We start from the raw sequence: 25381 nt of genomic DNA on the forward strand, positions 1-25381 counted from the left end.
GAAGGTTTACCATGTTCCAAATGACACATTCACTATTCAGCACCCAGACGTTTGAGAATATGTCCTACATATTATCGCAGCGGCTGTTCCAGGGCGGCGTAAGCGCAGATCCTTCGAAAGGAGTGATCTCCCGTGCCGGCATCAGATAAGCCACATTCACGCTACATGCCCGGTCTTGATGGGCTGAGGGCCCTCGCTTTGATCGGAGTGATGGGATACCACTGGAATTTCGGTTTTGCAGGCGGTGGTTTTCTCGGAGTCAGTTTATTCTTCGTACTGTCCGGCTATCTCATTACGGATATTCTGGCATCGCAATGGCATTATCATCGCCGGATCGATCTGAAAGATTTCTGGATCCGAAGGTTCCGACGTCTCCTGCCGGCCATGCTGCTCATGCTGTTCATCCTGGTGGTGTGGGTTACGCTATTTGACCGATCTCGGCTGGCTACGCTTCGGAGTGAGGTGCTCGGTGCGGTTACATACATAAGCAACTGGCAGTTTATTTTTCAGCAGCAATCTTATTTCGAATCATTTGGCCCGCCGTCTCCACTGGGGCATTTCTGGTCGCTTGCCGTGGAAGAACAGTTCTACTTGCTGTGGCCCCTAATCATGTTAGCCGTACTCAAGCTATTCCCCCGCAGGGGACAGCTGTTCACTTTCATTGCTGCCGGAGCCGCGATTTCAGCTCTCGCCATGGCAGTGATCTATCAACCGGGAGATGATCCTAGCCGGGTCTACTATGGAACGGATACCCGGGCGTTTGGTCTGCTCATCGGAGCAGGGCTTGCTATCGTATGGCCCAGTTGGAAGCTGTCCACCCATGTTTCAAGGGCTGCCCGGCGCAGACTCAACCTAACAGGCGCAGCGGCAATGCTCATCATACTGTTCATGATGTGGCGGGTGGACCGGTACGATTCGTTCCTGTATCAAGGGGGCATGTTCCTCTTCTCTCTGGCCGCCGCCGTCCTCGTTGCGGTGTTGGCGCATCCTGCAGCTTCGATCAGCCGCTTGTTAAGCTGGAAGCCCCTGCTGTGGATTGGCGTTCGATCCTATGGCATTTACTTATGGCATTACCCGGTGATGATCCTGACCTCACCTGCATCCGGCACAGACAATCTGAGTCTGCCTCAGGTTGCACTGCAAATCGCGGCAAGCGTGCTGCTGGCCGCCCTATCCTGGAAGTATGTTGAAGAACCGATACGCCATGGCGGACTGAAGAAAGTGTGGTTTAAAGCCCGCTCCATTCGCCGCCGTCCGGCTTCGATTTCATTAAGAGGCTGGGTCGTGTCGCTAAGCTCGCTCATTCTAATCGGTATTTTTTGCTCAGGGATGATGAGCAGCGTATCTTCTGCGAGAACGGTAGGCGATATCGCTGCCATGCTGAGCCTTGATGATCCTGCCCCGGAGGAGCCGGATCAGAAACAAGGCGGGGAGTCCGGGGCGATGGAGCCACCGCAAGGACAAACGCCGCTTCCTGCAGGCACTGACGACGGGAACATCTCCCCTCCGCCTACCGACGCGAAGCAGCCTGGTGTTATTAAGAAGCCGGACCCTGCTAAAGAAACGGATGAAATGCCGCTTCCGAACGAAGCGACACATTCTGGCGATGAAGATACAGGCGGAAACGAAGAACCGGACCCTCCTGCTGGAACTGACGCTGACAACGAAGACAAGAACACCGACACAGGGAGCGAAGACCCGGATAAGGCTGATTCCGAAAAAACAATCCCGGATCAACCGAATGAAGATAAAGCGGGTAAACCTGGTGAGGAGAAGTCCGATAAGCCGGATCAATTCAAGGACTCGGGAAGCGAAACGACAGGCGGAAAGAGCAATCATTCGAAGCCAACGAATAAGCCTCAAAATCCTCCGGTATCCCAGTCCACCGTCACGGCCATTGGGGATTCGGTCATGCTCGGGGTATCCCCTTATCTGGAGAAATCGCTGCCCGGCATTCACATCGATGCAGAGATAGGCCGCCAAATGCGTCAGGCCGATGACCTGATCCCTGCCATGAAGACCCAGAATCGGATAGATGGCGGCATTATCATCATCGGGCTGGGAACCAACGGCGCTTTCTCGCAAAAGGATCTCGATTCCCTTCTGCGTCCTCTGGATTCAGCTAAGCAAATTCTGCTTATCAACACGCGGGTTCCGCGCGATTGGGAACAGAACGTGAACGGCATGCTGGCAAAAGCAGCTGCCCAGAACCCGAAAGTTACACTGGTGGATTGGTATTCAGCCAGTAAGGATCATCCGGAATACTTCCGGTCTGACGGTGTCCATCTGGAGCCGGAAGGCGCCGAGGCTTACACCTCCATGCTGCTTCAAGCTATCAAGAAATAAAGCGTTCATCCTGATTCTTGCCATTATTCATTCTCATATCGTCGACCTGATCTCATCCTTCTATGAGACAGGTCGGCTTTTTAGTTATATACGTAATCGGAAGCAGCAATATGATATAATTCGGTTACTTAATCTCATTATTTCTTAATAGAAGGCGGTGTCCTGGTATATGAACAATATCGTGTCAATGAAATGGCTGCTGGCGAGACTCTATGAACCGGATCTGGTCATCGTCGACTGCCGTTTTGCCCTCGGCAAGCCGGAAAGCGGCCGAGCCGCTTACGAGGAATCGCATATTCCGCGTGCCGTTTACCTCGACCTGGAGAAGGACCTCTCCTCTCCTATCACTCAACATGGCGGACGCCATCCTCTACCGGACCTGGATCAGCTTGCAAAGCGTCTCGGCCAGTCCGGCATTCAGGAGAGCAGCCGTGTCGTCATCTACGACGACCAGGGCGGAGCCATGGCCAGCCGACTATGGTGGCTGCTGAAATACACCGGGCATGAACAGGCTTATGTGTTGGATGAAGGCTTTACCGCTTGGAAGAACGCTTCGTATCCGGTAACGGATGAACAGCCGATCGTCATTCCGGTACCCTATGACATCAATCTTAAGCCCGATAAACTGGTCCTCGTAGATGAGGTGCGCGCGGCTTCGCAGCATGGTAACAAAACCCTCATCGATTCACGCGAACCGCGCAGATATGCCGGAGCCGAGGAACCGTTGGACGCCAAAGCCGGACATATTCCGGGTGCGGTGAACTACTTCTGGAAGGGCGTCCTGGACGACTCCGGACATTGGAAGGATGCAGGCGCGCTTCGCAAGCATTTTTCCGACATTCCGCAGGATGCCGAGATTATCGTATACTGCGGCTCCGGCGTCACCGCTTGTCCGAACGTGCTTGCCCTGGAGGAAGCCGGTTATGGCAATGTGAAGCTGTATGCGGGCAGCTGGAGCGATTGGATCAGCTATGAGGAGAATCCGGTAGCTACAGGGGAAGAGGGTTAAGCGTTCGTTTTTATTTGTATACTTAAAAAAAGGAAACGCCCGCGATCTTTGCGGGCTTTTTTAGCGTGCGCTTAATACTGAAACGTTTACCGCAAGGAATCGATTTTCCGAAGGTCGGACGGTTTTGCCTCTGCTTCGTCTTCTTCGCCGTACAGCTTCTGCATATGCTGCACATGCCCGGCCCCCCAGTCGCTCATTGTCTGGAGCACGGGCTTCATGAGTTGTCCGTACTCTGTAATCGAGTATTCGACCTTTGGCGGAATTTGCGCAAACACTTCGCGATGCACAATATCGTGATATTCCAGTTCTTTCAACTGCTGGGCCAGCATCTTTTTCGAAATATCCGGAATGGCTTTTTGTAATTCACTGAACCGCATTGTACCGTTGCTCAGCAGGCGTAGAAGAATCAATGATTTCCATTTGCCCGTGAGGATTTCCAGCGCGGTTCCGAATTTGCAATACACCGTCATTCTTATTCCTCACTTTCTGATCATGCCAAGGGTTTACTTTTGGTTACCTGGTTAGGTTTAAGTGCCTACTTCCTGATTGGGCTTTCTCACTTTAGTATAGAGGCAGATATCGAAATTGAACAAGTGAGGGGAAAAGAAAAGATGAATGTGACGTTATGGATCGTACAATTCATATTGGCGGCAGGCTTCGTATATTCGGGATGGATGAAAACCGTTCGTATCGAGTCATCAAAAAAAACATGGTCCTGGGTAAAGGATGTACCGAAAACTCTAGTTGTTCTGATCGGAATCGTAGAACTACTCGGAGCGCTGGGCCTTGTTTTGCCGTGGGCGCTGAACATAGCTCCGGTGCTTACGCCGATCGCCGCGATGGCTTTGGCTGCGGTCGCACTGCTCGGGATGATGTTTCATATTTGGCGAAAAGAGTACCGGGAGATCGGCGTGAATATCTTTTTTGTAGTTCTGGCGTTGATCGTGGCAATTGGAAGACTATAAAGGAACCGAAGGACCGATCTGATGCTCGCGGCCTGCGAGCGGAGAGGAATACAAAGATTAAAATCGCAAAAAGCTCGCTACCATTGCGGGCTTTTCATTATTTTGTTGATCATCTGCATTCCTACATCAAAATTTCCAAGAGATGCTCAAGAGCCATCGAGCGTATCCGCTTCTCCTCAGGGATATTCTCATAGAGAAGATACTCTTTGCCTACTACCGCCATTCGCTTGCGGAGTGCTGCAATTCGGCCTTTGCCGGTATCGATAAACCGGAAGTCTATCTGGCGCAGGCACTCCATTCTTGTTAAGCCATCGAATACTTCTGCCTTGATCCTTGTAGGAATCTCCTTCAGCATTAGAACCTCCAACCGGTCCGCGGTCCACAGGTTGTCCATCACCTGCAGGAATTTCATGTAATCCAGTTCGAGCTGCCGAAGATTTTATATGAGAGAAATCGCACAGGTGCTCGACTTTCGGCAGCGACAAATGGAGGAAGGCCAAGTGATCCAATGCCGCCAGGGCATCGAAATTCGTCAGGTTTCGGACGGAGGACAGTCTCAGCATGTTTATAGTCGAGTCAGGTAAATTAATGACTAATCGGTAAAGTATAGTAATTAAATGCTTGATCCAACAAGGCACTAGCCTCTTGACGTTTCAAAAGTTCTTTTGAACGGAAGTTCACGGAGCCATCAGATTTAACCTTGGTATCCGGGTCCATGATCCCTTGAGAAATAAGCGCTTTGATGGCTTCAACTGCCCAGGCATCCGTTGTGCCACTCAGTTTAACCTTCGTTCCAGGCTCTACCTGCTTCAGGTTTTGGATCATCACCGCCGCCATTTGTCTAGTGATCGGAGAATTAGGCTGATAATTAGGCAGTCCGGCTTTCATCTGCTTCTTATTGAGTTCAATCATGTAAGGCTGTTTATGCCACCCATGGCCGCGAAGCAGCACTTCTGAGAATTCGCCTTGAGTCATCGTTCCTTTTGGATCAAAGATATGGGAAGACTTCCCGTTCATGACTTTCAAAGCCTGGTGCATTAGTCGTGGACATTGTTGCGGCAGCTGTCCGGCTGTTAGGTGGGATAATAGCGGTCGTTGCCATAGCGGATAATAACAGAACCGCGATGGTGCGAATCTTTTTATTCATACAGGGTCCCTCCTCAAAATGTATTTGCCTTATAACAACTGGCTGAACCGAGTATGGCAAATGGCTTGTCATATCAACAAGTGTCATTTCGTCACTCACAATGCCAAGACACTTCAAAATGTCGTATGACAATTAGGCACCAGGATTTATGCCCATAAAAAATGGCACCAAACTATGGATAAATATTCCACTCCTGCGGGGCATCTTTTATCAGTAGGCGTACCACCGCCGCTCTATTTATCCAGTGGAACAAGAAGAAGCTGCCCCTCCTGCTAGGAATGGGACAGCTTCTTTTCAATCCTATATGAAACTTGAACAAGATACCGGACTACCTTAGCGTATATCCAGCAACTTCTTGCTCACGCAAACCATGACAACCCCAAGCCCAAGAAAATACAAGGGCATTGTGATTAACGAGCCATTGTGAAGAAGGCTCATGCCGCTGGTAATCAGGCTGACGACAATGTAATAACCCAATCCGAAGATCGCTCCTGCCGTTCCGAGCACATCTCCATATTGGTTCAACGCCAGACTAAGGCAATTCGGAATCGCCATTCCGATACCGAGCAGAAGAATAAAAATGCACGCTACCATCAACACCATATGCATTAGGGTGGCGTTAATTCCGCTAACAGCAAGAACGGTATGGGAAAGGGCCCCCAGCATCGTAATGATCGTGCCAATCACGATAATGCGCTCAGCCTGGAGCCTGGTCAGCAGTTTCTTCGACAGCATCGCACCCAGGATGGATGACATCGCAACAAAGATACCGAAGAAACCGAATCCGCCGGGACTCATCTGAAAAAATTCAATAAAAATAAACGGGGCCTCCGCATAGTAACTGAACAATATGCCGTTGGTGGCTCCAATGAGAAAACCGAACCCCCATATTCTGCGGTCGGTGACAAGACGCTTGGCTACGGAGAGAGTATTAATCTTCAAGGTAGCCTTTACTCTGGTTTCAGGCAGAGAAGCCCAGGTATACGCCAGAATGGCGGCACTCATTAAAACCAGCGTCAAGAACACCGCTCGGAAGCCAAGAGATTGATCCACCCAGCCGCCAATGAGCGGTCCAATAGCAGGCGTAAACGCAAGCGCAGCCGAAATCTGGGCAAACACCGCATGTCGCTTGGCTCCATCGATGCTCTCACGTAAGATGGTTTGGGTGACAACCGAGCCGGTGCTGGCACCAAAGGCCTGAATGAATCGGCTCACCAATAACCATTCGGCCGAACCGGACAGATAGCAGCCCAAGCTGCCTATTCCATAAACCAGGATGCCCCACAGCATAGCAGGGCGACGTCCGATGGAATCCGAAAGCCTTCCCCAGCAAAACACGCCGAAGGCAAAGCCCAGAAAGTAAATGCTGAGCGTCAGTTGGATTGCATTATTGCTTGCTCCCAATTGATGGGCAATATCCGGTAATGATGGTGTATATATCGTTTCACTAATTTGCGGGAAACCCACAAGGACAATCAATAGCCATATGGATGGATTTGAGATTTTTCTTTGCACAGCTAACATCCCCCTTATCATTTCAAAAAATCTCTAGTTGGCTGGCAAAGAAATTACGGGATCGGGGGTTTGCATTTGGTTAGTCTAGTAAATGAAAGCATGAAAATTCACCTTTTTTTCTGAATAAGGGGGGTATATCTACCGATTATTATAGCAGAATCACTGTCAAAATACGTTTCCCTATTCTTGCTTGTACGAAGTCTTATCTGAAACATTCAACTTATGTGACGGGTTTTGCCACCCGTTCCGGGCCTAAACCTGCGTAAGCCCTCCACTTGCATTCATGTGCTACGCTTGAATCAAGAATCACTTATTCTCCGGAAAGGAAGTGTGTACGCTATGATACTGAACCATCTTAACCTCACCGTCACCGATGTAACCGCAGCAAAGGAATTTTTGCAAACCTATTTCGGATTCAAAATTGGAGACGAGCGTGGCCAGTCGTTTGCAGCACTGTTTGACGATCAGGGAATGGTGCTGACCTTAATGCGGGGTACCGAGGTCAACTATCCCAAGACGTTTCATATCGGCTTTATTCAGGAAAACGAAGCAAAGGTAAATGAGATCCATCAGCGTCTAAGCGATGACGGCTTTGATGTCACAGCGCCTCAAAGAGCGCACGGATGGACCTTCTACGTTAAAGCTCCGGGCGGTTTTACTGTCGAAGTACTGGCCTAATGACATAGTTACATGGTACGTGAACGACTGCTGAGCGCAAAATAGAAGAGCCCGCACATTACGCGCGGGCCCTTCTCCTTCAAGATATGCTAACCCTGCCAATAAGAGTAATCCTACGCTTCCTCCTTCCCCCAATTGGACCCTGGGTTTCCCTGCTTGCATTCCTATCCTTCTCAATACAGCTCCCACTTCTCCGTGCATAACGCCGGCAAAGAATTCGCAACCTGTTCGCACTCCTCATACCCCAAGCTGCCGGAATGCGCGAACAGAATCGGATATTCACCGTTTATCGAATCTTCCCTCATATCGAACATATAATGATTTCCGCTTCCATCCATGGCAAACGACACCGCGTTCGGCATATACTCCGGCAGCTCGTAAGCCAGGTTCATCTCCCTCAGATCATCCGTGCTAAAGAACTGAAAAAGACGTTCTCCCTGTTGAAACTCTCCACCGTTGGAGTACTTCAACAAGTCCAAATAGCTAGCGGGAAAACTTCGCTGAGGCAGCTTCCAACCTGCAGGATCGAGCGGCGTATATTGATCGTAAAAGGGAGACGTTTTGTGAAAAGGATTCACTTGTCTTCCCTTGATGTCCTCTATTTCTGCCGCAGACAGCTCCTCATTCCACTCCTTAACAAAACGGGCCATCTGTTCTTCGGTGGCACCCACGCGTTTGTCGTACGCCTGCTCAAAATCGATATTCCACATCCTTGGCCTTCCTCCATCCTGGTACTTCCTGCCTTGTAACTTCTTCAAACATTATAGAGGAAATACCGGAAAAAGGAATCATGCCGCCGGAATGAAGCTCTTTCCATGTTCATGGATTTGCGGCTAAGACCGAGGTCACAGATGGGAACCTCCACTGGCATCGATGCATTGACCGGTGATCCAGCGGCTGTCCGGAGATGCCAGAAACGCAGCTATGTCGGCGATATCCCCAGGCTCACCCCATCTTCCGAAGATCGAATAACCGGCTCCGAATTGAAACGAGGCCGAGTCCTGAAGCATGGCAGCATTCATGTCGGTAGCTACGAATCCGGGCTGGATCGCATTGATCGTAATTCCGCGGGAACCCAGCTGGCTCGACAGAGAGAGGGTCAGTGAATTAATAGCCCCTTTCGTCATCGTATACGCCGGAATATTAGGCAAGGAAATTCGCGTTACTGCAGAAGATAAATTGATAATGCGCCCATCGTCCCGAAGACGTGGCAGAGCCTGCTGAATCATGAAGAATGGCGACTTCACGTTCATTCGCATCACTTCATCAAAGCTCTCCTCCGTGGTCTCCTCGATGGTTTCCACTAAGCCGATCCCTGCGTTGTTAACCAGAATATCGAAATACGTATTGCCTGTTCGTGCTTTCAATGTCTCATCCAGCGCCGCGTACAGGGCACTTATTCCATCCGAGGATGCGAGATCTGCCCCTACCAAGAAAGCTTCTCCTCCAGCCCGTGTTATCTCGCTGACGACCTCTTCCGCCGCCTCATGGTTCTTGCCATAATGAACGGCTACCAACGCTCCTTCCTTCGCCAATCGTATCGCGATGGCACGTCCGATGCCTCGGCTGGAGCCCGTGACCATAGCAACTTTCCCATTCAATGTATTCATGTTCTCATCATCCCCTCTTCTTCTTTCACTTTTAGTTTTATCACAGACCCCATTTCGAAATGTTGCGCTCCTATTCTCGCCTTCCTCTCGATAAACCCCATAAAAAATGCCCCGCCTGCAAGGGGGGGCTACAACGCAGGCATTTCCGTCGTCACCTACGCTCAGTGAATTAAAATCATTTACATTCCATGTAATGATTATTATAATGAGAGTATCAAAAGAGCTGCGCAACCTGTGTTTGCATAAAGCGATTAAAGGATGATTTTTTCCTTTAGTCGCTTTTTTTGTGAGCTTGTTGAAAGTCATGGAGGTATATCGTATGAAAAAAAGAGCGTTTGATATGATCATGCTGCTTATCGGGGCATTTATTTTTGCGCTGGCCGTCAATTTATTCGTCATTCCCAACGATTTTGGCGAAGGCGGCGTCACCGGGATATCGATTATTCTGTTTTATGTGCTGAAATGGTCCCCGGCGCTGGTCGGCATAGTGATTAACGGAATTTTGCTGATTGTCGGCTATAAGCTTCTGGATAAAAAAACGACCGTCTATACCATTATCGTTGTAGCCTTTCACTCCCTGTTCCTGCACTTGACGGAGAACTGGCACATCGCTTCGGATGAGCCGGTGATCAATGCCATCTTCGCCGGGCTGTTTGCCGGCGTCGGAATTGGACTCATCGTCCGGGTGGGCGGCACAACGGCAGGTACGGTGATATTGGCCCGTCTGGCTAATAAATATTGGGATTGGAATATCAGTTATGCCCTGCTGTTCTTTGACCTGATCGTGGCCGGACTGTCCGTCTTTGTAATCGGGATCGAGAAGGTGATGTTCACCGTGGTCATCCTCTATATTGGAACCAAGGCGATGGAGTTCATTATCGAGGGCTTGAATCCCAAAAAGGCCGTTACCATCATCTCGACTCATCATGACCGCATCGCGATTCGGGTTACGGAGATTATGGACCGCGGGGTGACCGTACTTCGGGGTTATGGATATTACACCGGTCAGACCAAAGATGTGCTCTACATCGTCATCAGTAAACAGGAAGTTTCCATGCTCAAAAAAATCGTCCGTGCGGAGGATAAAAATGCCTTTGTCACGATTCACGACGTACGCGACGTGTTTGGCGAAGGATTTATCGATATTTCGAAATAAAGCCGGACTTATCCTTATATGAATAAGAAGAAGATCGAAACAGCCGTTTGGGCATGTTTCGATCTTTTTTTATTATGCCGTCAAGGCACTTAATGCCAAAATAAACATCGCTGCCAAAAATTTTTTCATGCCTTTAATCACTGTAATTAAATTCCAATTTTTCCATATAGTCAGACGCGAAACATGCCGAAAAAATTGAAGGCAAAGTTCCTTTTATTTGTATTTTTCCATGACAAATTCGGATCATTTTTTGCATTTTCGCTACACGAAACATGGGGTTATGGCTTATTAACTTACACCAAATGACAACTTTATAGAAATATTTAATGAGTTCGCAAAAAACATTTTATTGGTAATACGAGGCAAGATTCTATAAAATTCTTTTTAACTTAAAAATGCTGAGTGCAAACTTTTAATGTTTTAGTACAAATTGTCCGAGACAGGCTTTCTTTTCCAGCAAAACCGACGATTTATCACGCAATTCTACTTTAACGATTTGAAGGAGTGCATCGCAAAAGTGACTACGAATATTTCTGTTTCTTCACCCCTTAATGCCGCGAAAGACTATGTGGAATCCATCTATAACCAAGTGGTGGCCCGGGATCCGCACGAGAAAGAATTTCATCAAGCCGTCCGGGAATTTGTCGATTCCCTCGTCCCTGTTTTAGCCCAGCATCCGAAATATCGGGAACACGGTATTCTGGAACGCCTTGTCGAGCCTGAACGAATGATCACCTTCCGTATACCATGGGTGGATGATCAAGGCAAAACCCAAGTAAACCGCGGGTTCCGCGTCCAGTTTAACAGCGCGCTGGGTCCGTACAAAGGCGGCATCCGGTTCCATCCTTCGGTTTATGCCGGCATCGTCAAATTCCTTGGCTTTGAACAAATCTTCAAAAATGCGCTCACAGGCCAGCCCATCGGCGGCGGCAAGGGCGGCTCGGATTTCGATCCAAAAGGCAAATCCGATCAGGAAGTCATGCGTTTTACCCAGAGCTTCATGACCGAGCTCTACCGCCATATCGGACCTGATTCCGATGTGCCTGCCGGCGATATCGGTGTCGGCGCTCGCGAGATCGGTTATATGTTCGGCCAATACAAGCGTATCCGCGGAGGACATGAGGCCGGCGTGCTGACAGGCAAAGGCGTCATCTATGGCGGAAGCCTGGCACGTACGGAAGCAACCGGTTACGGCTGCGTCTACTTCGTACAGGAGATGCTGGCTTCGCAGGGCCTTAGCTTCAAAGACAGCCGCGTCGTGGTGTCCGGCTCGGGCAACGTCTCCATCTATGCGATTGAAAAAGCACAGCAGCTCGGTGCGCACGTCATCGCCTGCAGTGATTCCAACGGATACCTGTATGATCCGGACGGAATTAACCTCGAGACCGTCAAACTGCTCAAGGAACGGGATCGCCTGCGGATCAGCGAATACGTCAAGATTCACCCGCATGCCGAGTATACCGAAGGCTGCACGGGCATCTGGAACATTCCATGCGACATCGCGCTTCCATGCGCCACGCAGAACGAGCTGGATGAAGAAGCAGCGAAGACACTCATCATGAACGGCGTAAAAGCCATCGGTGAGGGAGCTAATATGCCTTCCACGCTGGAAGCGATTGAGCAGTTCATCAGCAGCGGCGTGTTGTTCGGACCGGCTAAAGCCGCCAATGCAGGCGGGGTTGCCGTATCCGCGCTGGAGATGAGCCAGAACAGCATGAGAATGTCATGGACCTTTGAAGAGGTGGATGCAAAGCTCCATCAGATCATGAAAAACATCTACAGCAGTGCCGTAGATGCTGCAGAAGAATATGGCGTAGCCGGCAATCTTGTGGCTGGTGCCAACATCGCAGGTTTTATTAAAGTAGCTGATGCCATGATCGCACAAGGTATCGTATAAATAAGAACAAAAAAAGCCCTGCCGCATATGCGGCAGGGCTTTTTGCAGCTTATAGAAGCTCGCTGCGGAGCTCTTCAGCCGATTTTGGAGATAAGTATCCCAGCGGGATATCAAACACCGTCTTGGCGCCTTGCTGTCCCTCTCTGCTCAAACGATGGGCAGCTCTTGCATAAGATACCAGCACACTGGCCGTAAATTCCGGATTGCTGTCAAGCTTCAGGCCAAATTCAACAATTTGTTTATTACCGCTTCCGGTTACGCCGCTGCGAATGACAAATCCGCCATGAGGCATGCCTGCATGCTCAGCTTCAAGCTCTTCTTGCGTAATGAAAGTTACGGTTGTATCGTAATCGGAAAAATAGTTAGGCATCGACACAATCGTTTGACGGATTTGCTCTTGGTCCGCGCCTTCTTCCGCTACGACGAAGCAATCTCTCCGGTGCTTCTCGCGTGTGGCAAGCTCCGGTGTTTCACCAGAACGGATTTGGTTGATAACCTCTTCTACTGGAACCGTGTATTGAACGCCCGCCTTTACCCCGGGAACACGACGGATGGCATCCGAGTGGCCCTGGCTCACGCCTTTGCCCCAGAAGGTATAATCCTTACCTTCCGGCAAAATCGCTTCGGCAAGCAGACGATTCATGGAGAACAAGCCCGGATCCCAGCCTGTCGAAATGACGCTGACATGGCCTCCGCCCATCGCCGCTTTGTTGACTTCCTCGAAAAACTCAGGGATTTTCGCGTGTGTGTCAAAGCTGTCTACCGTATTGAACATGCTGGCAAGCTGTGGTGTTTGCTCAGGCAAATCCGTAGCCGAACCGCCGCACAGAATCATAACGTCAATCTTGCCGATATATTGCTCTGCCGCTGATATATGCTCGAAGCGAGCACCGGAATTGGCCGGCATTTGCTGCGGGTCTCTGCGCGTGAAGATGGCTACCAGCTCCAGATCCGGATTTTGCCCGATGGCTTTCTGTACGCCTTTGCCCAAATTTCCATAACCTACGATCCCTACTTTAATAGATGTTTTCAATGTAATCCTCCCTTTGTCAGAACCATTTCCTGTAGCATGATGTTTATGTACCGCTTTAAAGTATAAGTATATAGACATCACTCAAATTGTAAACTATTTTATATGGACAGGAAATTGTTTCTATCTGTGTTATTCTTATTTTCCACCGTACTATCCGATAACTTGTACAACATTTCCTTCTTGATCCTTGATTTCCGTCTTCAGGACTTCAATCCGAATTCCTTGCAAGCCAGAAAGCTCGAAGGTGCTGACCTGCGGCAGCAATCGGCTTGAAAATTCACCCGCGGTCCGATCGTCCAAAACAAGGGTAACATCTCCATCCTCTGCAGTCCAGCGGCTCTCTTCCCCCGGCTCAAATACGACCCGAACATCCGAGCCTACAAGGCTCAGTTTGTTATCTTTCAGAATTCGGCCCTGCAGCAGCTTCCCGATAATTTCGGCCTGCTTGGCGCCTATTTGTAAGGTAGCCGGGGTTTTACTTAACCAGCCCTTCTTCCCCGGTTCAAAAGCCAGCTGGCTCACGTAGAGAAATCCGGTGTTCGAGCCCTCTTGTTTTCTCCCCCGATCAACGGCTTCCAAAATCGAAGGCACCTTCAGCAGCGAATCCCGATCCAGATCCGTTATGTACTGCGGCATATACTCCGCACAAGCTTGTAATACGCCAAGCGTATTCCATGTCTGCATCGCCTCGAGCTCTTCACGTGTGATGCCAACCATCTGCAGGAATTCTACCCGACCATTCGGCGTATCCATCCCCGGCAGCTCGGGATCCAGGGTGAAGGCAAGTGCGGTCAATTGCGTATCGGCTCCCAGGCAGATCGGCCCATTGGCATCCAAATAATCCCCCGAGCGAAAAACATTCCCGCTGTTAAACACGTATCTCCCCATGTTCTGAAGCAGATTTAGCGCCCACGCCGGCGGCTCTTCCTCGTCCTCCCGCTTAGCCAGCCTGAACGTCAATTCGAATCCGTAACCGCTCTCCTCCGGATTGTCCGACTCCTTGTCATACAGCTCGCTAAAGCCATAAGTGACCATATGCCAATGGGGAAAAGGGGCATTCGACGTATAAGCGCTGATTCCATTCAGCGGATCGGGTCCTCCAAGAGCATAAGGAATTAGGGCTCCGTAATGTTTCGGCTCCTGCTCCCCGTACAGCTTCAACAGCTGCTCATCAATTGCGTCCCAGCCTGCGGCGTTTTCTTCATGTGTCATATCCTGTTCCCTCCCGTTATCCTGTGCATCCAAAAATATAACCATATCCGAGTAGGCCCAATCATTCAAGTCACCATCCTCTTCCGCTTCATTATATAGGACGCATAGAGGAATGAAGAAGTAACCAGCGAAGTGTATAATAGAACCATCTCAACAAAGGAGCCTACATGTTCATGAAAAAAATAACGGCATTATCCGTAACCTTAACACTTTCAGCTTCGCTTATAGCCACTTCGCTAGCCCCGCTGCCGGGTTCCGTCGATGCGGCCTCCGCCAAGGAATGGATACAGATCTCCGAACGGACATCCTATTACGGTGAAGCAGCCAACGGCCAGCCCAATGGTCGCGGTACGATCAAGTGGGGAAATGGCAAACAATATTCCGGCGAATTCATTAACGGGAAGCGCACCGGAAACGGTAAATACATTAACGAATACCAATTAGACGGTGAGACGCATAAGGTGGTATATACCGGCCGCTGGAACAACGACAAAATGGATGGCGAAGGCATCCTGACGCATAAGGTGACGTTGCCTGACGGGTCCGTTCGATGGAATCAGATCCAGAAGGGGACATTCCAGGCAGGCGTCTTCCAAAGCGGATACGATGTCATTCATGCCGTCGCGGATCCCGACTACAGCTTTACCTACAAGAAAGGCAAGGAATCGCTCGAAATCATGGGTTTCAATCGAAACATGAAGCAAGCCTGGGCCGCCGGAACGATGTTCAGCGTTCACTACAAAAACGGCAACATCAACAAAAAATCTTCGATCTTCCCTGCCAACTCGGCGGCTGAACAGCGTCAAAATGACGCCGCGATTCGTTATTTCAAGAGCATTCAAAGCAAAGTGAATCCTCACCTGGAACAATTTGAAGCATTGTCCAAGCAGGTTCCGTTAAAATAACCCAGCCCCATACAACCGTCAAAGAACCCGGTAACTTGCCAATAGCAAGACCGGGTTCTTCTATTAACAAAGGATATTAATCATGAATATCTATGACGCAGGACCCTTGAGGGCATACTGCAACGTATAATGATCCGGCTTCTCGACCAGAATGATATCCCCCATTAATTCGGCAATATCTCTACTGTGAGCGTCCCTCGTTCAGCATCGTGATGGTCTTTTCGATTCGCCGCTGCCGGGTTTCCATCGTCTTGGCCCCCTCGATCGACAGCACCAAGCGGCGTTTATTACTGTAGGACAAACCATCGAAGTATTGTCGTGCCACCGAGTTTTGATCCAGAGTCGCGGAAAAATCATCGGGTACCGTGATCTCGCGCGGCTCGGTATCAAGCTCAATCTGAACGGTCACTTCGTCACCCGCCGCAACTCCCGCTGCTTGCCGGTTCTCTGCGCTAAGCGGCAGCATGAATACGCCTCCCATAGGGGCGATGGTACTGCGATAGGTATGCTTGCCGATGGTGACCGTAACTTTGGGTTTTTTGCCGGAACCGAGGCCTTCCACCACTTCATCCGGTACCTGAAACCCTGTTGCCGTCTTACTGCCTAGCACTATTTTCGTTCGAAATTCCATTTCTGTATCCTCCAGTTAAAAATCATGGGTTACATCTACACCAACGCAGCTTTATTGTGCCGTCCAGCCGCCATCCACAAGAAGCAGAGTGCCTGTAACGAGATCAGATGCCGGGGAGGCGAGATAAATAACGGCTCCGGCCACATCGCCTATGGTGCCGATCCGCCCTGCCGGGATCCGTGCCAGGACGCCGTCACGAAAATCAGGGGAGTCCAAACGCTCGGCTGTTCCCGGCGTATGGATGAACGTAGGGCCGACGGCATTAATGTTCACGCCACGGCTGGACCACTCCAGCGCCAGCACCTTCGTCAGCTGATTTACGCCGCCTTTGGAGGCGCAATAGGCTGCCCCTTCCGTAATCCCAACGACACTCACCTGGGAGCTGACGTTAATGATTTTTCCGAACCCCTGCTCAAGCATGATACGGCCAGCGGCCTGACAGCAGAAAAATACGCCCTTCAAATTCACGTCCATCATCTCATCCCAATAATCCTCCGTGATGTCTTCCGCCAGCACCCCCTCTCCCAGACCCGCGTTATTGACCACGATATCGAGCCGGCCGAAATCCTTGGCTACCTGACCAAATACAGATCGGATCTGCTCCACATTCCGGACGTCCAGCTCATATGCCTTGGCCTGACCTCCTGCCTGAGAGATTTCCTCAACCAATGGATGGAGCAGGTCCGTGCTTCGTGCCATGACGGCAACCTTGGCCCCTGCCGCTGCCAACGCTTGGGCTAGTCCATAACCGATGCCTTTGCTGGCCCCCGTCACGATTGCGATCTTATCCTGTATGCTGAAATTAGGCTGCATATATAATACCTCCATCTCTTATATACATTTATGTTAGTTTCATTAAAGCATGATGGCTGGTCAGCAGCAATCTTTGCCCGTCCCCCTTCTCTATAAATTCATCCCGTTAAGTACTAAGAATACGTTCATTTGCAGCAGCAATAGAGGAATCACAGCCCGTGGACTAGAAATGATGAGGATCAATGCGATCGTTGTTTAGTATGGAGAGTATGGAGGAAATCCAAGTATGAACGAACAGTTATCTGAAGCGCAGCAACAAGCGATTCTTCATGTCGAATCAACAGCGGCGGGCCAGCGAAGGGCCGCCTTGAAAATGACGGAGCACATCTTGCGGAAGCATGGAAAAGATTTCGTAACGATCGGCTCACTGTTAACCCATATCGAAAAATCTGCCCGCGTCACGTTGAATTTCCATCCGGATCGGATACTGCCCGCCGGACACGCTGTCATCGAATCCCTCTTGGCAGAAGGCATATATCATAACCAGTTCACCACGAGCGTGACCAATGGAAGCAAGACCGCTTATCCGGGCGGTGACCGCGACCAATGGGAACGGCTCCTGTTTGGCGGAGCCTACCAGCAGCCCGGTGTGCTTAACGACGAGCGGCCGAAATACGGAGGACTTAATCTTATGAATTATGTCGATGGCGCGTCTCCCCGCTTTGGCTCCTGTTTGTTGGTGCTGTCCCCTAACGTATTGAACCGCTGTACCTTTACGTTCGGAGACAGTCATGCAGGTCCCGAGTATGTAGGCACGCTCCGTCGGTGGGATTCCATTCTCGCTGCACTCTTGCATCAAGTTGAGTCCACTGGCTCGGCCCTGGGTTCCCCGAATGTGGACATTCCATCCATGCTGGAACGGCTTCTTCATCTGCCTTCATCGTATATCGGTTCTTCCGTGCCTGTCGGTCGTTCCTTGGATGATTATATTGAAGCGCAGATCCATGGCGTCATCGACTTGTCCAGCGATGTGGAGGCCCTGGTAGCCGATCCTTCCTATAGGAACACCCCAATTGGACATTTGCTTCATGCTTTATGTGAACGGTATAACCTCACCTTGTCCTGGCATCCCGGCTTCTGCCTTGCTGTACAGGATGTTCCGGATGATTTTCGGGGACCCGCCATGCCGCCGCTCGCCAAGCGGATCGATCAACGGTTTGGAGGCTCGCTGGGCATGCTGGATGCAGCCATTATCGGCAAAGCGGCTGCCCAACTGCACCATGATTCAAGCGAATGGAGCGATTGGGGAACATATGATGAAACCTTCCAGCATCTCAAACAGCTGTGGCATGTGCTCGTAAAGTATGGACATTCGTATCCGTAGACGCCAAACCGCTAAGCTGTATTTTTTGCCTAGTAGCTGCATTGGAATGATGGTTTGATTTAGATAACCGGGCTAGCGGAATCCGTTCAGCAACGGCTAGGCCTAGCAAACGCAGCTTCTTATATATTGATCTTAGAAAGGATGATGACCGGATGGATTGGGTAAAGCGGATGAATGAGGCCATAGGCTATATAGAAGAGCACATAACCGAGGAGATCGATTACGCTGAAGCTGCTCAGATCGCATGCTGCTCCGTTTATCATTTTCAACGCATGTTTCCGTTCATTACGGATGTGTCGCTGTCCGAATACATACGGAGACGCCGGCTGACACTGGCCGCTTACGAGCTGCAAAACAGCGATATCAAAGTAATTGATCTGGCGCTTAAATATGGTTATGATTCCCCGGAGGCGTTCGCGCGTGCGTTCCAGAACATGCATGGCACAACGCCGACGGCTGCACGCCAGACCGGCACCAAACTGAAGGCCTATCCCCGCATCTCCTTTCAATTCTCAATGCGAGGGGCTGCCGAAATGAATTACAGAATCGAAGAAATGAAGGAGTTTTCCGTTGTCGGTTTCAAGGAGAAGGTAAGCACGCAGCGTGCTTATGAAGACGTTCCCCGTCTCTGGATAGAGGCCCAGGAGAAGGGCATTTTCGAGGAATTATGGAACTATCGTGTGCAGGACCATCCGATCCGCGGAATACTGGGTGTTTGTGCAGACGGTGACTACGGGAAGAATGAGCATTTTGACTACATCATGTCCGTCGTATCCACGGATACGCCTCAGGAACCGATGGTACAGCGACATTTCCCTGCCGCCACTTGGGCCGTATTCGAGCTGGAAGGAGATCCAAGCGGCATTGCAGAGATGTGGAAACGTCTTTATACGGAGTGGATACCATCCCAAACTTATGATCTCGCGCCGCTTCCCGCCATCGAATGCTATCTTCCTCCGGACGAGCATAAGAACGAGTTATGGATTCCCGTGATTAGAAAGGCTTAATACAACTCCGCAGTAACGACGTATTTTTTGCTCACCGCTACGAAGATCTATATCGTGCGGTGAGCACTCCATCATTTTTCCCCGCCTATATGAAACAAGCCCAGCGTCCCCAATCCTTCGAGGACTTTCATGTTCTCATATTTGAACAGGAATCATAATGATAAATTCGGGGTCATCCGCATAGGGATCCTGGCTCATCGGATATTTTTCGAAATGCGTTAAATGATCCGGGTTATATTCCGAGTAACCTTGTTCTTTGATCCAGGCATAGATATTGTTATAGGATTGATCGATGTGCTGCTCTTTCCGATGAGTACAAGTGGCATAGGTTGATGCGGGAACGGATATCGTAACCATCCCCTCCGGCACTTCGTCGATCCGTTCCACTTCCACGACCGCGTAGTGAATAAATCCGTCACCACCGGGAACAGCGTGATAAGATAGCCCCAGCAGCGTGTCGGTATGCACGGCATGGGGGATCTCCGCGAGCCGCTCTTGCATCAACCGATGCACTGCACGTATCCCGCCTGCACCCGCCTCGGCAAATGTGCCTTCCCACTTCAATCCTATCGCCTGAAAAGCTTCCTTAGTCGTAACCGCTGCTTCGTTTCGTTGATCGATTGTCATCAGTAAATGCTCCTTTATCCTGTATTTGGTTTCATTATATACTTGAACTATGCCAGAAACTGTCACAGTATAAAAAAATCACAGGAGCGAAAACATGCCCAAAACCGAACGCATCCTTAAGGTCATGCAGCGGGTGTATGAACGGCAAAACTTCACTGTTGGCGAATTAGCCGAAGAATTCTCGGTATCGTACCGTACGATGCTCCGCTATCTTCATGAGCTGTCTCGTTTAGGTGTCCCTTTATACGCCAATGAGGGGAAAAACGGCGGCTACTCCATTCTGACATCGCGGCAAAAGCGAGAACGTTCCGCACAGACGAATGAATCTATTCAGCGGATCATCAAACCGCAAACGCTGATCGTCGGCCTGGAGATGAAGCTTCCATTTACGGCCTATTATATGTCCCAAGCCCTCAAGCCAAAGCTCTGGCAGGAACTCCAGGACCGTATGGAGGAAATTCCATATATCCGCAAGAAAACGTCGAAGCCCTTGTATATTGCCGCTGTTTTGAATCGACAGCAGATCTATCACTATGTAGCCGGAATGGAGGTAACGACGATTCGTGATACGCCGGAGCGGATGGTGGGTTTAACCCTGCCGACACAGGAATATGCCATGTACATCCATGAGGGGCATTCCGACCGGGAGGATACCGACCAGTCCTATGCCTATGTTATCCAGCAGTTGAAACAACGTGCCCTTACGCCAAACCCGTCGCTCTACAGCTTGGAGCTGAGAACCTCGGTACATGCCTCTAAGGCCCAAATCTACATACCTATAACCTGAATGAATCAGAGGCTTCCCAAACACATTTGTCACGGAACAATATGAGAATAAAGAATTCGGCCTTGATGATATAAAAAAGAGAGTCCTGGATATGATCCTGGACTCTCGCTTGTACTTATTAAATGGCTTTCGGATTATCGACGACTGGATTAACATCCGCATCGTAATCCACGCCATCGGTTTCAAAGCCGAACAGTTGGAAGAACTCGCGGCGGTAACCGGCAAGGTCAGTCAATTCTTCAATATTTTCGCTTGTTACCTTGCTCCACAATTCGGCTACCTCGGCCTGTACATCCTCGCGAAGCTCCCAATCGTCGATACGGATGCGACCCTTCTCATCCACCGGCGTTTCTTGCCCTTTATAGAGGCGGTCGGAGAATAGACGATAGATCTGCTCGATGCAGCCTTCGTGAAGCCCCTTCTCCTTCATCACTTTGTACAGCGCCGATACGTACAGCGGAACGACGGGGATCGCCGAGCTGGATTGGGTCACTAACGCTTTGCTGACCGTTACATAAGCTCGCCCGCCTCCGGCAGCAAGCTTCTCGTTCAATTTCAGCGCGGTTGCCTCCAGATGATCCTTGGCTTGTCCAATGGATCCATCCCGGTAGATGGCTTTGGTAATCTCGGAGCCGATGTAGGAGAACGCAATCGTGGTCACATCAGGAGCCAACACGCCGCCTTCCGCCAGCTCATTCATCCATAATTCCCAATCGTCGCCGCCCATCACCTCTACGGTGTTCTTCACTTCCTCTTCCGTGGCCGGCTCAATCGTTACCTCCGTCACTTCACCCGTATGGAAGTTTACCGTCTTGTTGGTATAGGCCGGTCCGATCGGCTTCAATACGGAGCTGACCGTCTCACCCGTGTCAGGCAGCGTACGGCGGGCCGAAGCAACACTGTACACCACGAGATCAACCTTTCCGAGCTCCTTGCGGATAAGCTCAACCGTCTTGGCTTTGGTCTCTTGCGTGAAAGCATCTCCTGTCACGCTGAACGATTTTAAGCCTGCAGCCTCCGCTGCCTTCTCGAATGCGACCGAATTATACCAGCCTGCCGAAGCGGTCCGCTTCTCGGTTGCCTGGCTGGGACGATACACGCCTACAGTATTTGCCCGGGAGCCGAATGCGGCAGCAATTCTGGCCGACAAGCCGTACCCGGTGGAAGCGCCGATAACCAGCACATTACGCGGGCCCTCAATGCCAGGCTGTTGTAACACATAATCAATCTGCTCCTGCACCTGGGCTTCGCAGCCTACAGGATGGGATGTTGTGCAAATAAATCCGCGTGTTCTAGGTTTAATGATCATATTTATATACCTCTCTTCTTAGTATTCATCGTCTGACACCATATGTATGGTCTTTTAAATTTCCTTTCTATTTTACCTGTTTTTTGTGGAGAGAGGAAATCTTTTGACAGGAAAACCAAGAAAACCTCTCCTTCGAATCATGCTGGCTGCAGCCAGCATCCATTCAAAAGAGAGGTTTTTATTAGCGTATATTGATAATTAGCAATCCATTATGTGACCGTTACATTATTTAAATGAAGCGTAACCTTGGTCAGCCATGACCACGCTGCCTGTAATCGCAGCGGCTTCATCCAGTGACACGAGATACACGGTATCCGCAACAACCTCAGGCTGTGTTAATTCACCGCCCATGACTTTGGCTCTCATGGAATCCAGCATCCCGGAATCCTTATAACCTTGGATAATCGGTGTATCCACTGCTCCAGGAGCAACGGCAACGACGCGAATGCCATATGGTGCCAGTTCAAGCGCAGCGGATTTGCTCATCATGATGACGGCGCCTTTTGTAGCGTGATAAGCAAACGTTCCCGGTGAAGCCAGGAATCCGAATACGGATGCTGTATTGATGATCACGCCTTTAATGCCAAGCTCTTTCATCTTTCTGCCTGCTGCGATAATACCGTAAGCCACCCCGTGCTGATTCACGTTAATGGTGCGATGATAGAGATCCATATTCTGCTCGAGGACCGGTCCAGCCCCGCCAATACCTGCATTGTTGTGCATGACATCGATGCGGCCGTAAAGCTCAACCGCTCTATCCACAAGCGCCTCGACGCTTTCTTGTTTGGAAACATCGACTTGAACGAAAGTGGCTTCGCCGCCTTCTTTTTTGATCAAATCGACCGTCTCTTGACCAGCTGCCTCATTATAATCGGCAACGACGACACGATCGCCTTTTCTTGCAAATTTAAGGGAGACCTGACGACCGATTCCGCTCGCTCCGCCGGTAATTACCGCTACACGTTGTTCTGACATTATCAATGACCTCCTAGGGTATAATAGCGTTATTGTTTGAACATTGTGTGTCCATGTCCTTGTGTTCATTGTAACGCTGCGTTATATTTAAGTAAATTTAAACCTAATTAATATTACTTAATTACAGATTAAGGATGGGGTCATATGAATCTTGAACAACTGGAATATATCGTGGAGACAGCCAAGACAGGATCGTTAACCAAAGCAGCCCAGAATTGCAACGTTACCCTTTCCGCCGTCAGCCAAGCAGTGTCCAGCCTGGAAGCCGAGTTCGGCTTCTCCTTGTTCACCCGATCGCGGCTTGGTGCCGTACCCACAGCAGAGGGCCAGCGAATCCTCCAGAAAGCCTATGCCATTTTGGAACAATTCCAGGAGCTGAAATCAGAAGCCGAAGGATATTCCAACCTGCTGAGCGGATCTTTGCGGATTGCTACGGTTCCGGTCCCCTTAACGCTGTCCATCGATGCCATTATCCAGTTCAAAAAGGACTTCCCCCAGATCAAACTCGAAATTACGGAAAAAGCGACACTTGATATTATTGAGGATATCAAACAAAATCATGCGGATATCGGTTTGATTTTTGTGGATGATTCCACCATTCATCAACACCGCGGACTTCACTTCGGCAAGCTGCTGGAGAGCAAATTCGTGGTGGGGGTCAGCCGTCAATCTCCACTTGCCATGCGGCAATCGATCACGCCCGAAGAACTGCGTAAATATCCCTTGGTTCTCTACAAGGATGACAGTCTGTTCAAGCTGATGGATGTATTCGAGGAGCAGTACGGGGAAATGGATCTGCTCTTCTCAACCAACCAGACAAGGGTCATACAGAAGGTCGTCGAAGAAAATGTAGCGGTCACGGTGGGGGTCGATTTGTCCTTCTCCAGCTTCACACCCGTACCTTCGGGAAACATCGTAACGCTGGAGCTGGAGATGCCCCCCGGCCACACTGCTTCTTCATTCGGATGGGTACAGCCCGGAACACACCATCTGTCGAAGCCGGCCTCGATCTTTCTGGACAAGCTGAAGCATCAGATTGGGTGAACGGAGCCTTTGCTTTCAATATAAAAGCCAACCGGCGTAGGCAAGGCTGTTATCCAGTCCCCTGCTCTTCGGTTGGCTTTTTTTAAAAATCTGAATTTTAACGCAATGACTCGCTGAGCGTCAAACTCACCGGGCAATGATCGCTTCCCATCACATGGCAGTCGATCTCGGCATCCTTCAGCTTCTCGGTTAAACGGGCAGACGCCAGAAAATAATCGATGCGCCAGCCGATATTCCGCTCCCTTACCTTGGCCATATAAGACCACCAGCTGTATACGTCCGTACGGTCCGGGTAGAAGTGGCGGAAGGAATCGATGAAGCCCGCTGCCAGCAGATCGGTCATTTTGCCGCGCTCCTCCAGGGTGAAGCCGGAATTGCCATGATTAGACTTGGCATTTTTCAAATCGATTTCCTGATGCGCCACATTCAAGTCGCCGCATACGATCACGGGTTTACATTCGTCAAGCTGAAGCAAGTAAGCACGGAACCGCTCCTCCCACTCCAGCCGATAATCCAGTCTGCTCAGGTCGCGCTTCGCATTCGGCGTATACACGTTTACGAGATAGAAGTCCTCAAACTCCAGCGTGATCACTCTGCCCTCGGGCTCGCTGTCTTCCTCCAGACCATAGCGAACGGACAATGGGGCAATTTTCGTAAATACCGCCGTTCCCGAGTACCCCTTCTTCTCCGCATAGTTCCAATATTGTTGATATTCCGGCCCTAAATCGAGCTCGATCTGCCCCGCTTGCAGTTTCGTTTCCTGCACGCAAAATATATCGGCATCCACCTGCTGAAAATAATCCATAAATCCCTTCGTTACGCAGGCCCGCAATCCATTGACGTTCCATGACACTAGCTTCATATCGCAACCTCCGTGGTATCCATATCGTTTAAGCGTGTTGAATCTATGAATCTTCTAAATTCTATTATGGTATCATTCACGGCTGAAACGAACAAGCAGCTACGAGCGCTTTCATCATAACTTCATAAACGGAAGATGAGACCCTGCGTGCATAATCCCGAGCCAAATCAGGAACAACATAAACGTTCGCAAAGTACGATCATTCGTACGTTCGCAATCGATGAGAACCCCACATAAGGAGGGAACACAGCATGACAGGCAGAAACAGCAAACCTAAGAACGACGGTCCTTCCAGCAGCCCTGAACGATTGGACCAATACGGTGATAAACTTGCTTCCGAGAATGAGGAAGAGTTTACTTCGGCGGCCGAGGAGCACTGTCGGGATCAGGAATAACGGATTTGATACGACTGTTGATGTACATTCGATAATCACCGCAGCAAAAACACCCATCCATGCCAAGTCAATGAATGGGTGTTTTTCCTAATCGATCGTCTGGGCAAACACGATGCCCGTCGGTTATAGCCATT

27 protein-coding genes and 1 pseudogene are annotated in these 25381 nt (G+C 50.1%); 13 read left to right on the forward strand and 15 right to left on the reverse strand.

What is annotated here, in order from left to right; all coding sequences use genetic code 11:
• Window positions 1-11: 11 nt before the first annotated feature.
• The 3 genes from M4D81_RS22295 to M4D81_RS22305 all read left to right on the forward strand — a co-directional run bounded on the left by M4D81_RS22295 (window position 12) and on the right by M4D81_RS22305 (window position 3355).
• Window positions 12-149, forward strand: a complete 138-nt coding sequence (locus M4D81_RS22295) for a hypothetical protein (RefSeq protein WP_201259340.1) — start codon at window positions 12-14, stop codon at window positions 147-149.
• Window positions 133-2346 (forward strand): acyltransferase family protein, encoded by a 2214-nt coding sequence (locus M4D81_RS22300; protein WP_260068080.1) that lies wholly within the window; start codon window positions 133-135, stop codon window positions 2344-2346. Before M4D81_RS22295 ends, M4D81_RS22300 begins: the two co-directional genes overlap by 17 nt.
• Window positions 2347-2515: 169 nt before the next feature.
• Entirely contained in the window at window positions 2516-3355 is an 840-nt protein-coding gene (locus M4D81_RS22305; protein ID WP_260068081.1) for a sulfurtransferase, read from the forward strand.
• A gap of 86 nt (window positions 3356-3441) precedes the next feature.
• Here the strand turns inward: M4D81_RS22305 and M4D81_RS22310 are convergent, their stop codons facing one another.
• Window positions 3442-3825 (reverse strand): winged helix-turn-helix transcriptional regulator, encoded by a 384-nt coding sequence (locus tag M4D81_RS22310; RefSeq protein ID WP_260068082.1) that lies wholly within the window; start codon window positions 3823-3825, stop codon window positions 3442-3444.
• Between the two features lie 141 nt (window positions 3826-3966).
• Between M4D81_RS22310 and M4D81_RS22315 the strand changes: the two genes are divergently transcribed.
• A complete protein-coding gene (locus M4D81_RS22315) occupies window positions 3967-4320 on the forward strand; it encodes a DoxX family protein (RefSeq protein WP_260068083.1) in 354 nt (117 codons plus the stop codon).
• A gap of 121 nt (window positions 4321-4441) precedes the next feature.
• On the opposite strand, the gene M4D81_RS22320 is transcribed toward M4D81_RS22315, so the two are convergent.
• From M4D81_RS22320 to M4D81_RS22335, 4 genes and pseudogenes are all read right to left on the reverse strand, one after another.
• Entirely contained in the window at window positions 4442-4675 is a 234-nt protein-coding gene (locus tag M4D81_RS22320; RefSeq protein ID WP_260068084.1) for a hypothetical protein, read from the reverse strand.
• 230 nt (window positions 4676-4905) lie between these two features.
• Window positions 4906-5349 (reverse strand): annotated as a pseudogene (locus tag M4D81_RS22325) (penicillin-binding protein); the annotation flags it as partial.
• Window positions 5309-5467 carry a hypothetical protein gene (locus tag M4D81_RS22330; protein WP_260068086.1) on the reverse strand — a complete coding sequence of 53 codons (159 nt, stop codon included), beginning with the start codon at window positions 5465-5467 and terminating at the stop codon, window positions 5309-5311. The pseudogene M4D81_RS22325 and the gene M4D81_RS22330, both read right to left, overlap by 41 nt.
• 333 nt (window positions 5468-5800) lie before the next feature.
• Window positions 5801-6982 carry a multidrug effflux MFS transporter gene (locus tag M4D81_RS22335; protein WP_260068087.1) on the reverse strand — a complete coding sequence of 394 codons (1182 nt, stop codon included), beginning with the start codon at window positions 6980-6982 and terminating at the stop codon, window positions 5801-5803.
• A 339-nt stretch (window positions 6983-7321) separates the two neighbouring features.
• On the opposite strand from M4D81_RS22335, the gene M4D81_RS22340 reads away from it, so the two are divergent.
• Window positions 7322-7660 carry a VOC family protein gene (locus M4D81_RS22340; RefSeq protein ID WP_260068088.1) on the forward strand — a complete coding sequence of 113 codons (339 nt, stop codon included), beginning with the start codon at window positions 7322-7324 and terminating at the stop codon, window positions 7658-7660.
• A 173-nt stretch (window positions 7661-7833) separates the two neighbouring features.
• On the opposite strand, the gene M4D81_RS22345 is transcribed toward M4D81_RS22340, so the two are convergent.
• Together M4D81_RS22345 and M4D81_RS22350 are read right to left on the reverse strand one after the other, a co-directional pair.
• On the reverse strand, window positions 7834-8370 hold the full coding sequence (locus tag M4D81_RS22345; protein WP_260068089.1) for an SMI1/KNR4 family protein: 537 nt from the start codon (window positions 8368-8370) through the stop codon (window positions 7834-7836).
• Between the two features lie 135 nt (window positions 8371-8505).
• Window positions 8506-9270: an SDR family oxidoreductase gene (locus M4D81_RS22350; protein WP_260068090.1), complete on the reverse strand. Its 765-nt coding sequence runs from the start codon at window positions 9268-9270 to the stop codon at window positions 8506-8508.
• A gap of 319 nt (window positions 9271-9589) precedes the next feature.
• On the opposite strand from M4D81_RS22350, the gene M4D81_RS22355 reads away from it, so the two are divergent.
• Both M4D81_RS22355 and gdhA read left to right on the forward strand, forming a co-directional pair.
• A complete protein-coding gene (locus tag M4D81_RS22355) occupies window positions 9590-10426 on the forward strand; it encodes a YitT family protein (RefSeq protein WP_071217942.1) in 837 nt (278 codons plus the stop codon).
• A 517-nt stretch (window positions 10427-10943) separates the two neighbouring features.
• Window positions 10944-12323: an NADP-specific glutamate dehydrogenase gene (gene gdhA, locus M4D81_RS22360; protein WP_071217941.1), complete on the forward strand. Its 1380-nt coding sequence runs from the start codon at window positions 10944-10946 to the stop codon at window positions 12321-12323.
• A 49-nt stretch (window positions 12324-12372) separates the two neighbouring features.
• Here gdhA and M4D81_RS22365 read toward each other — a convergent pair whose 3' ends face one another.
• Window positions 12373-13356 (reverse strand): diaminopimelate dehydrogenase, encoded by a 984-nt coding sequence (locus tag M4D81_RS22365; RefSeq protein ID WP_071217940.1) that lies wholly within the window; start codon window positions 13354-13356, stop codon window positions 12373-12375.
• A 150-nt stretch (window positions 13357-13506) separates the two neighbouring features.
• Window positions 13507-14568 (reverse strand): suppressor of fused domain protein, encoded by a 1062-nt coding sequence (locus tag M4D81_RS22370; RefSeq protein WP_071218141.1) that lies wholly within the window; start codon window positions 14566-14568, stop codon window positions 13507-13509.
• A 173-nt stretch (window positions 14569-14741) separates the two neighbouring features.
• Here M4D81_RS22370 and M4D81_RS22375 point away from each other — a divergent pair, with 173 nt between their 5' ends.
• Window positions 14742-15473: an MORN repeat-containing protein gene (locus tag M4D81_RS22375; protein WP_260068091.1), complete on the forward strand. Its 732-nt coding sequence runs from the start codon at window positions 14742-14744 to the stop codon at window positions 15471-15473.
• Between the two features lie 181 nt (window positions 15474-15654).
• On the opposite strand, the gene M4D81_RS22380 is transcribed toward M4D81_RS22375, so the two are convergent.
• A complete protein-coding gene (locus M4D81_RS22380) occupies window positions 15655-16104 on the reverse strand; it encodes a YdeI/OmpD-associated family protein (RefSeq protein WP_260068092.1) in 450 nt (149 codons plus the stop codon).
• A 51-nt stretch (window positions 16105-16155) separates the two neighbouring features.
• The gene (locus tag M4D81_RS22385; protein WP_260068093.1) at window positions 16156-16917 is read right to left on the reverse strand and encodes an SDR family NAD(P)-dependent oxidoreductase; all 762 of its coding nucleotides are present in this window, start codon (window positions 16915-16917) and stop codon (window positions 16156-16158) included.
• Window positions 16918-17143: 226 nt separating this feature from the next.
• On the opposite strand from M4D81_RS22385, the gene M4D81_RS22390 reads away from it, so the two are divergent.
• Entirely contained in the window at window positions 17144-18241 is a 1098-nt protein-coding gene (locus M4D81_RS22390; protein ID WP_260068094.1) for a DUF3626 domain-containing protein, read from the forward strand.
• Between the two features lie 152 nt (window positions 18242-18393).
• Window positions 18394-19248 carry an AraC family transcriptional regulator gene (locus M4D81_RS22395; protein WP_260068095.1) on the forward strand — a complete coding sequence of 285 codons (855 nt, stop codon included), beginning with the start codon at window positions 18394-18396 and terminating at the stop codon, window positions 19246-19248.
• Between the two features lie 135 nt (window positions 19249-19383).
• Here the strand turns inward: M4D81_RS22395 and M4D81_RS22400 are convergent, their stop codons facing one another.
• Complete coding sequence (locus M4D81_RS22400) at window positions 19384-19875, reverse strand: GyrI-like domain-containing protein (RefSeq protein ID WP_260068096.1); 492 nt, start codon at window positions 19873-19875, stop codon at window positions 19384-19386.
• Between the two features lie 94 nt (window positions 19876-19969).
• Here M4D81_RS22400 and M4D81_RS22405 point away from each other — a divergent pair, with 94 nt between their 5' ends.
• Window positions 19970-20662 carry a GyrI-like domain-containing protein gene (locus tag M4D81_RS22405; RefSeq protein ID WP_071217933.1) on the forward strand — a complete coding sequence of 231 codons (693 nt, stop codon included), beginning with the start codon at window positions 19970-19972 and terminating at the stop codon, window positions 20660-20662.
• A 118-nt stretch (window positions 20663-20780) separates the two neighbouring features.
• Here M4D81_RS22405 and fabV read toward each other — a convergent pair whose 3' ends face one another.
• A complete protein-coding gene (gene fabV, locus M4D81_RS22410) occupies window positions 20781-21971 on the reverse strand; it encodes an enoyl-ACP reductase FabV (RefSeq protein ID WP_071217932.1) in 1191 nt (396 codons plus the stop codon).
• 225 nt (window positions 21972-22196) lie between these two features.
• Window positions 22197-22946 carry an SDR family NAD(P)-dependent oxidoreductase gene (locus M4D81_RS22415; protein WP_071217931.1) on the reverse strand — a complete coding sequence of 250 codons (750 nt, stop codon included), beginning with the start codon at window positions 22944-22946 and terminating at the stop codon, window positions 22197-22199.
• Window positions 22947-23090: 144 nt separating this feature from the next.
• On the opposite strand from M4D81_RS22415, the gene M4D81_RS22420 reads away from it, so the two are divergent.
• Window positions 23091-23990, forward strand: a complete 900-nt coding sequence (locus M4D81_RS22420) for a LysR family transcriptional regulator (protein WP_071217930.1) — start codon at window positions 23091-23093, stop codon at window positions 23988-23990.
• 97 nt (window positions 23991-24087) lie between these two features.
• Here M4D81_RS22420 and M4D81_RS22425 read toward each other — a convergent pair whose 3' ends face one another.
• Window positions 24088-24852, reverse strand: a complete 765-nt coding sequence (locus tag M4D81_RS22425) for an exodeoxyribonuclease III (RefSeq protein WP_071217929.1) — start codon at window positions 24850-24852, stop codon at window positions 24088-24090.
• A 251-nt stretch (window positions 24853-25103) separates the two neighbouring features.
• On the opposite strand from M4D81_RS22425, the gene M4D81_RS22430 reads away from it, so the two are divergent.
• Entirely contained in the window at window positions 25104-25247 is a 144-nt protein-coding gene (locus tag M4D81_RS22430; protein WP_009595787.1) for a hypothetical protein, read from the forward strand.
• The last annotated feature ends 134 nt before the right edge of the window (window positions 25248-25381 follow it).

Source organism: Paenibacillus sp. p3-SID867, assembly GCF_025142895.1.
In the GTDB taxonomy this organism is placed as follows: Bacteria; Bacillota; Bacilli; order Paenibacillales; family Paenibacillaceae; genus Paenibacillus_AQ.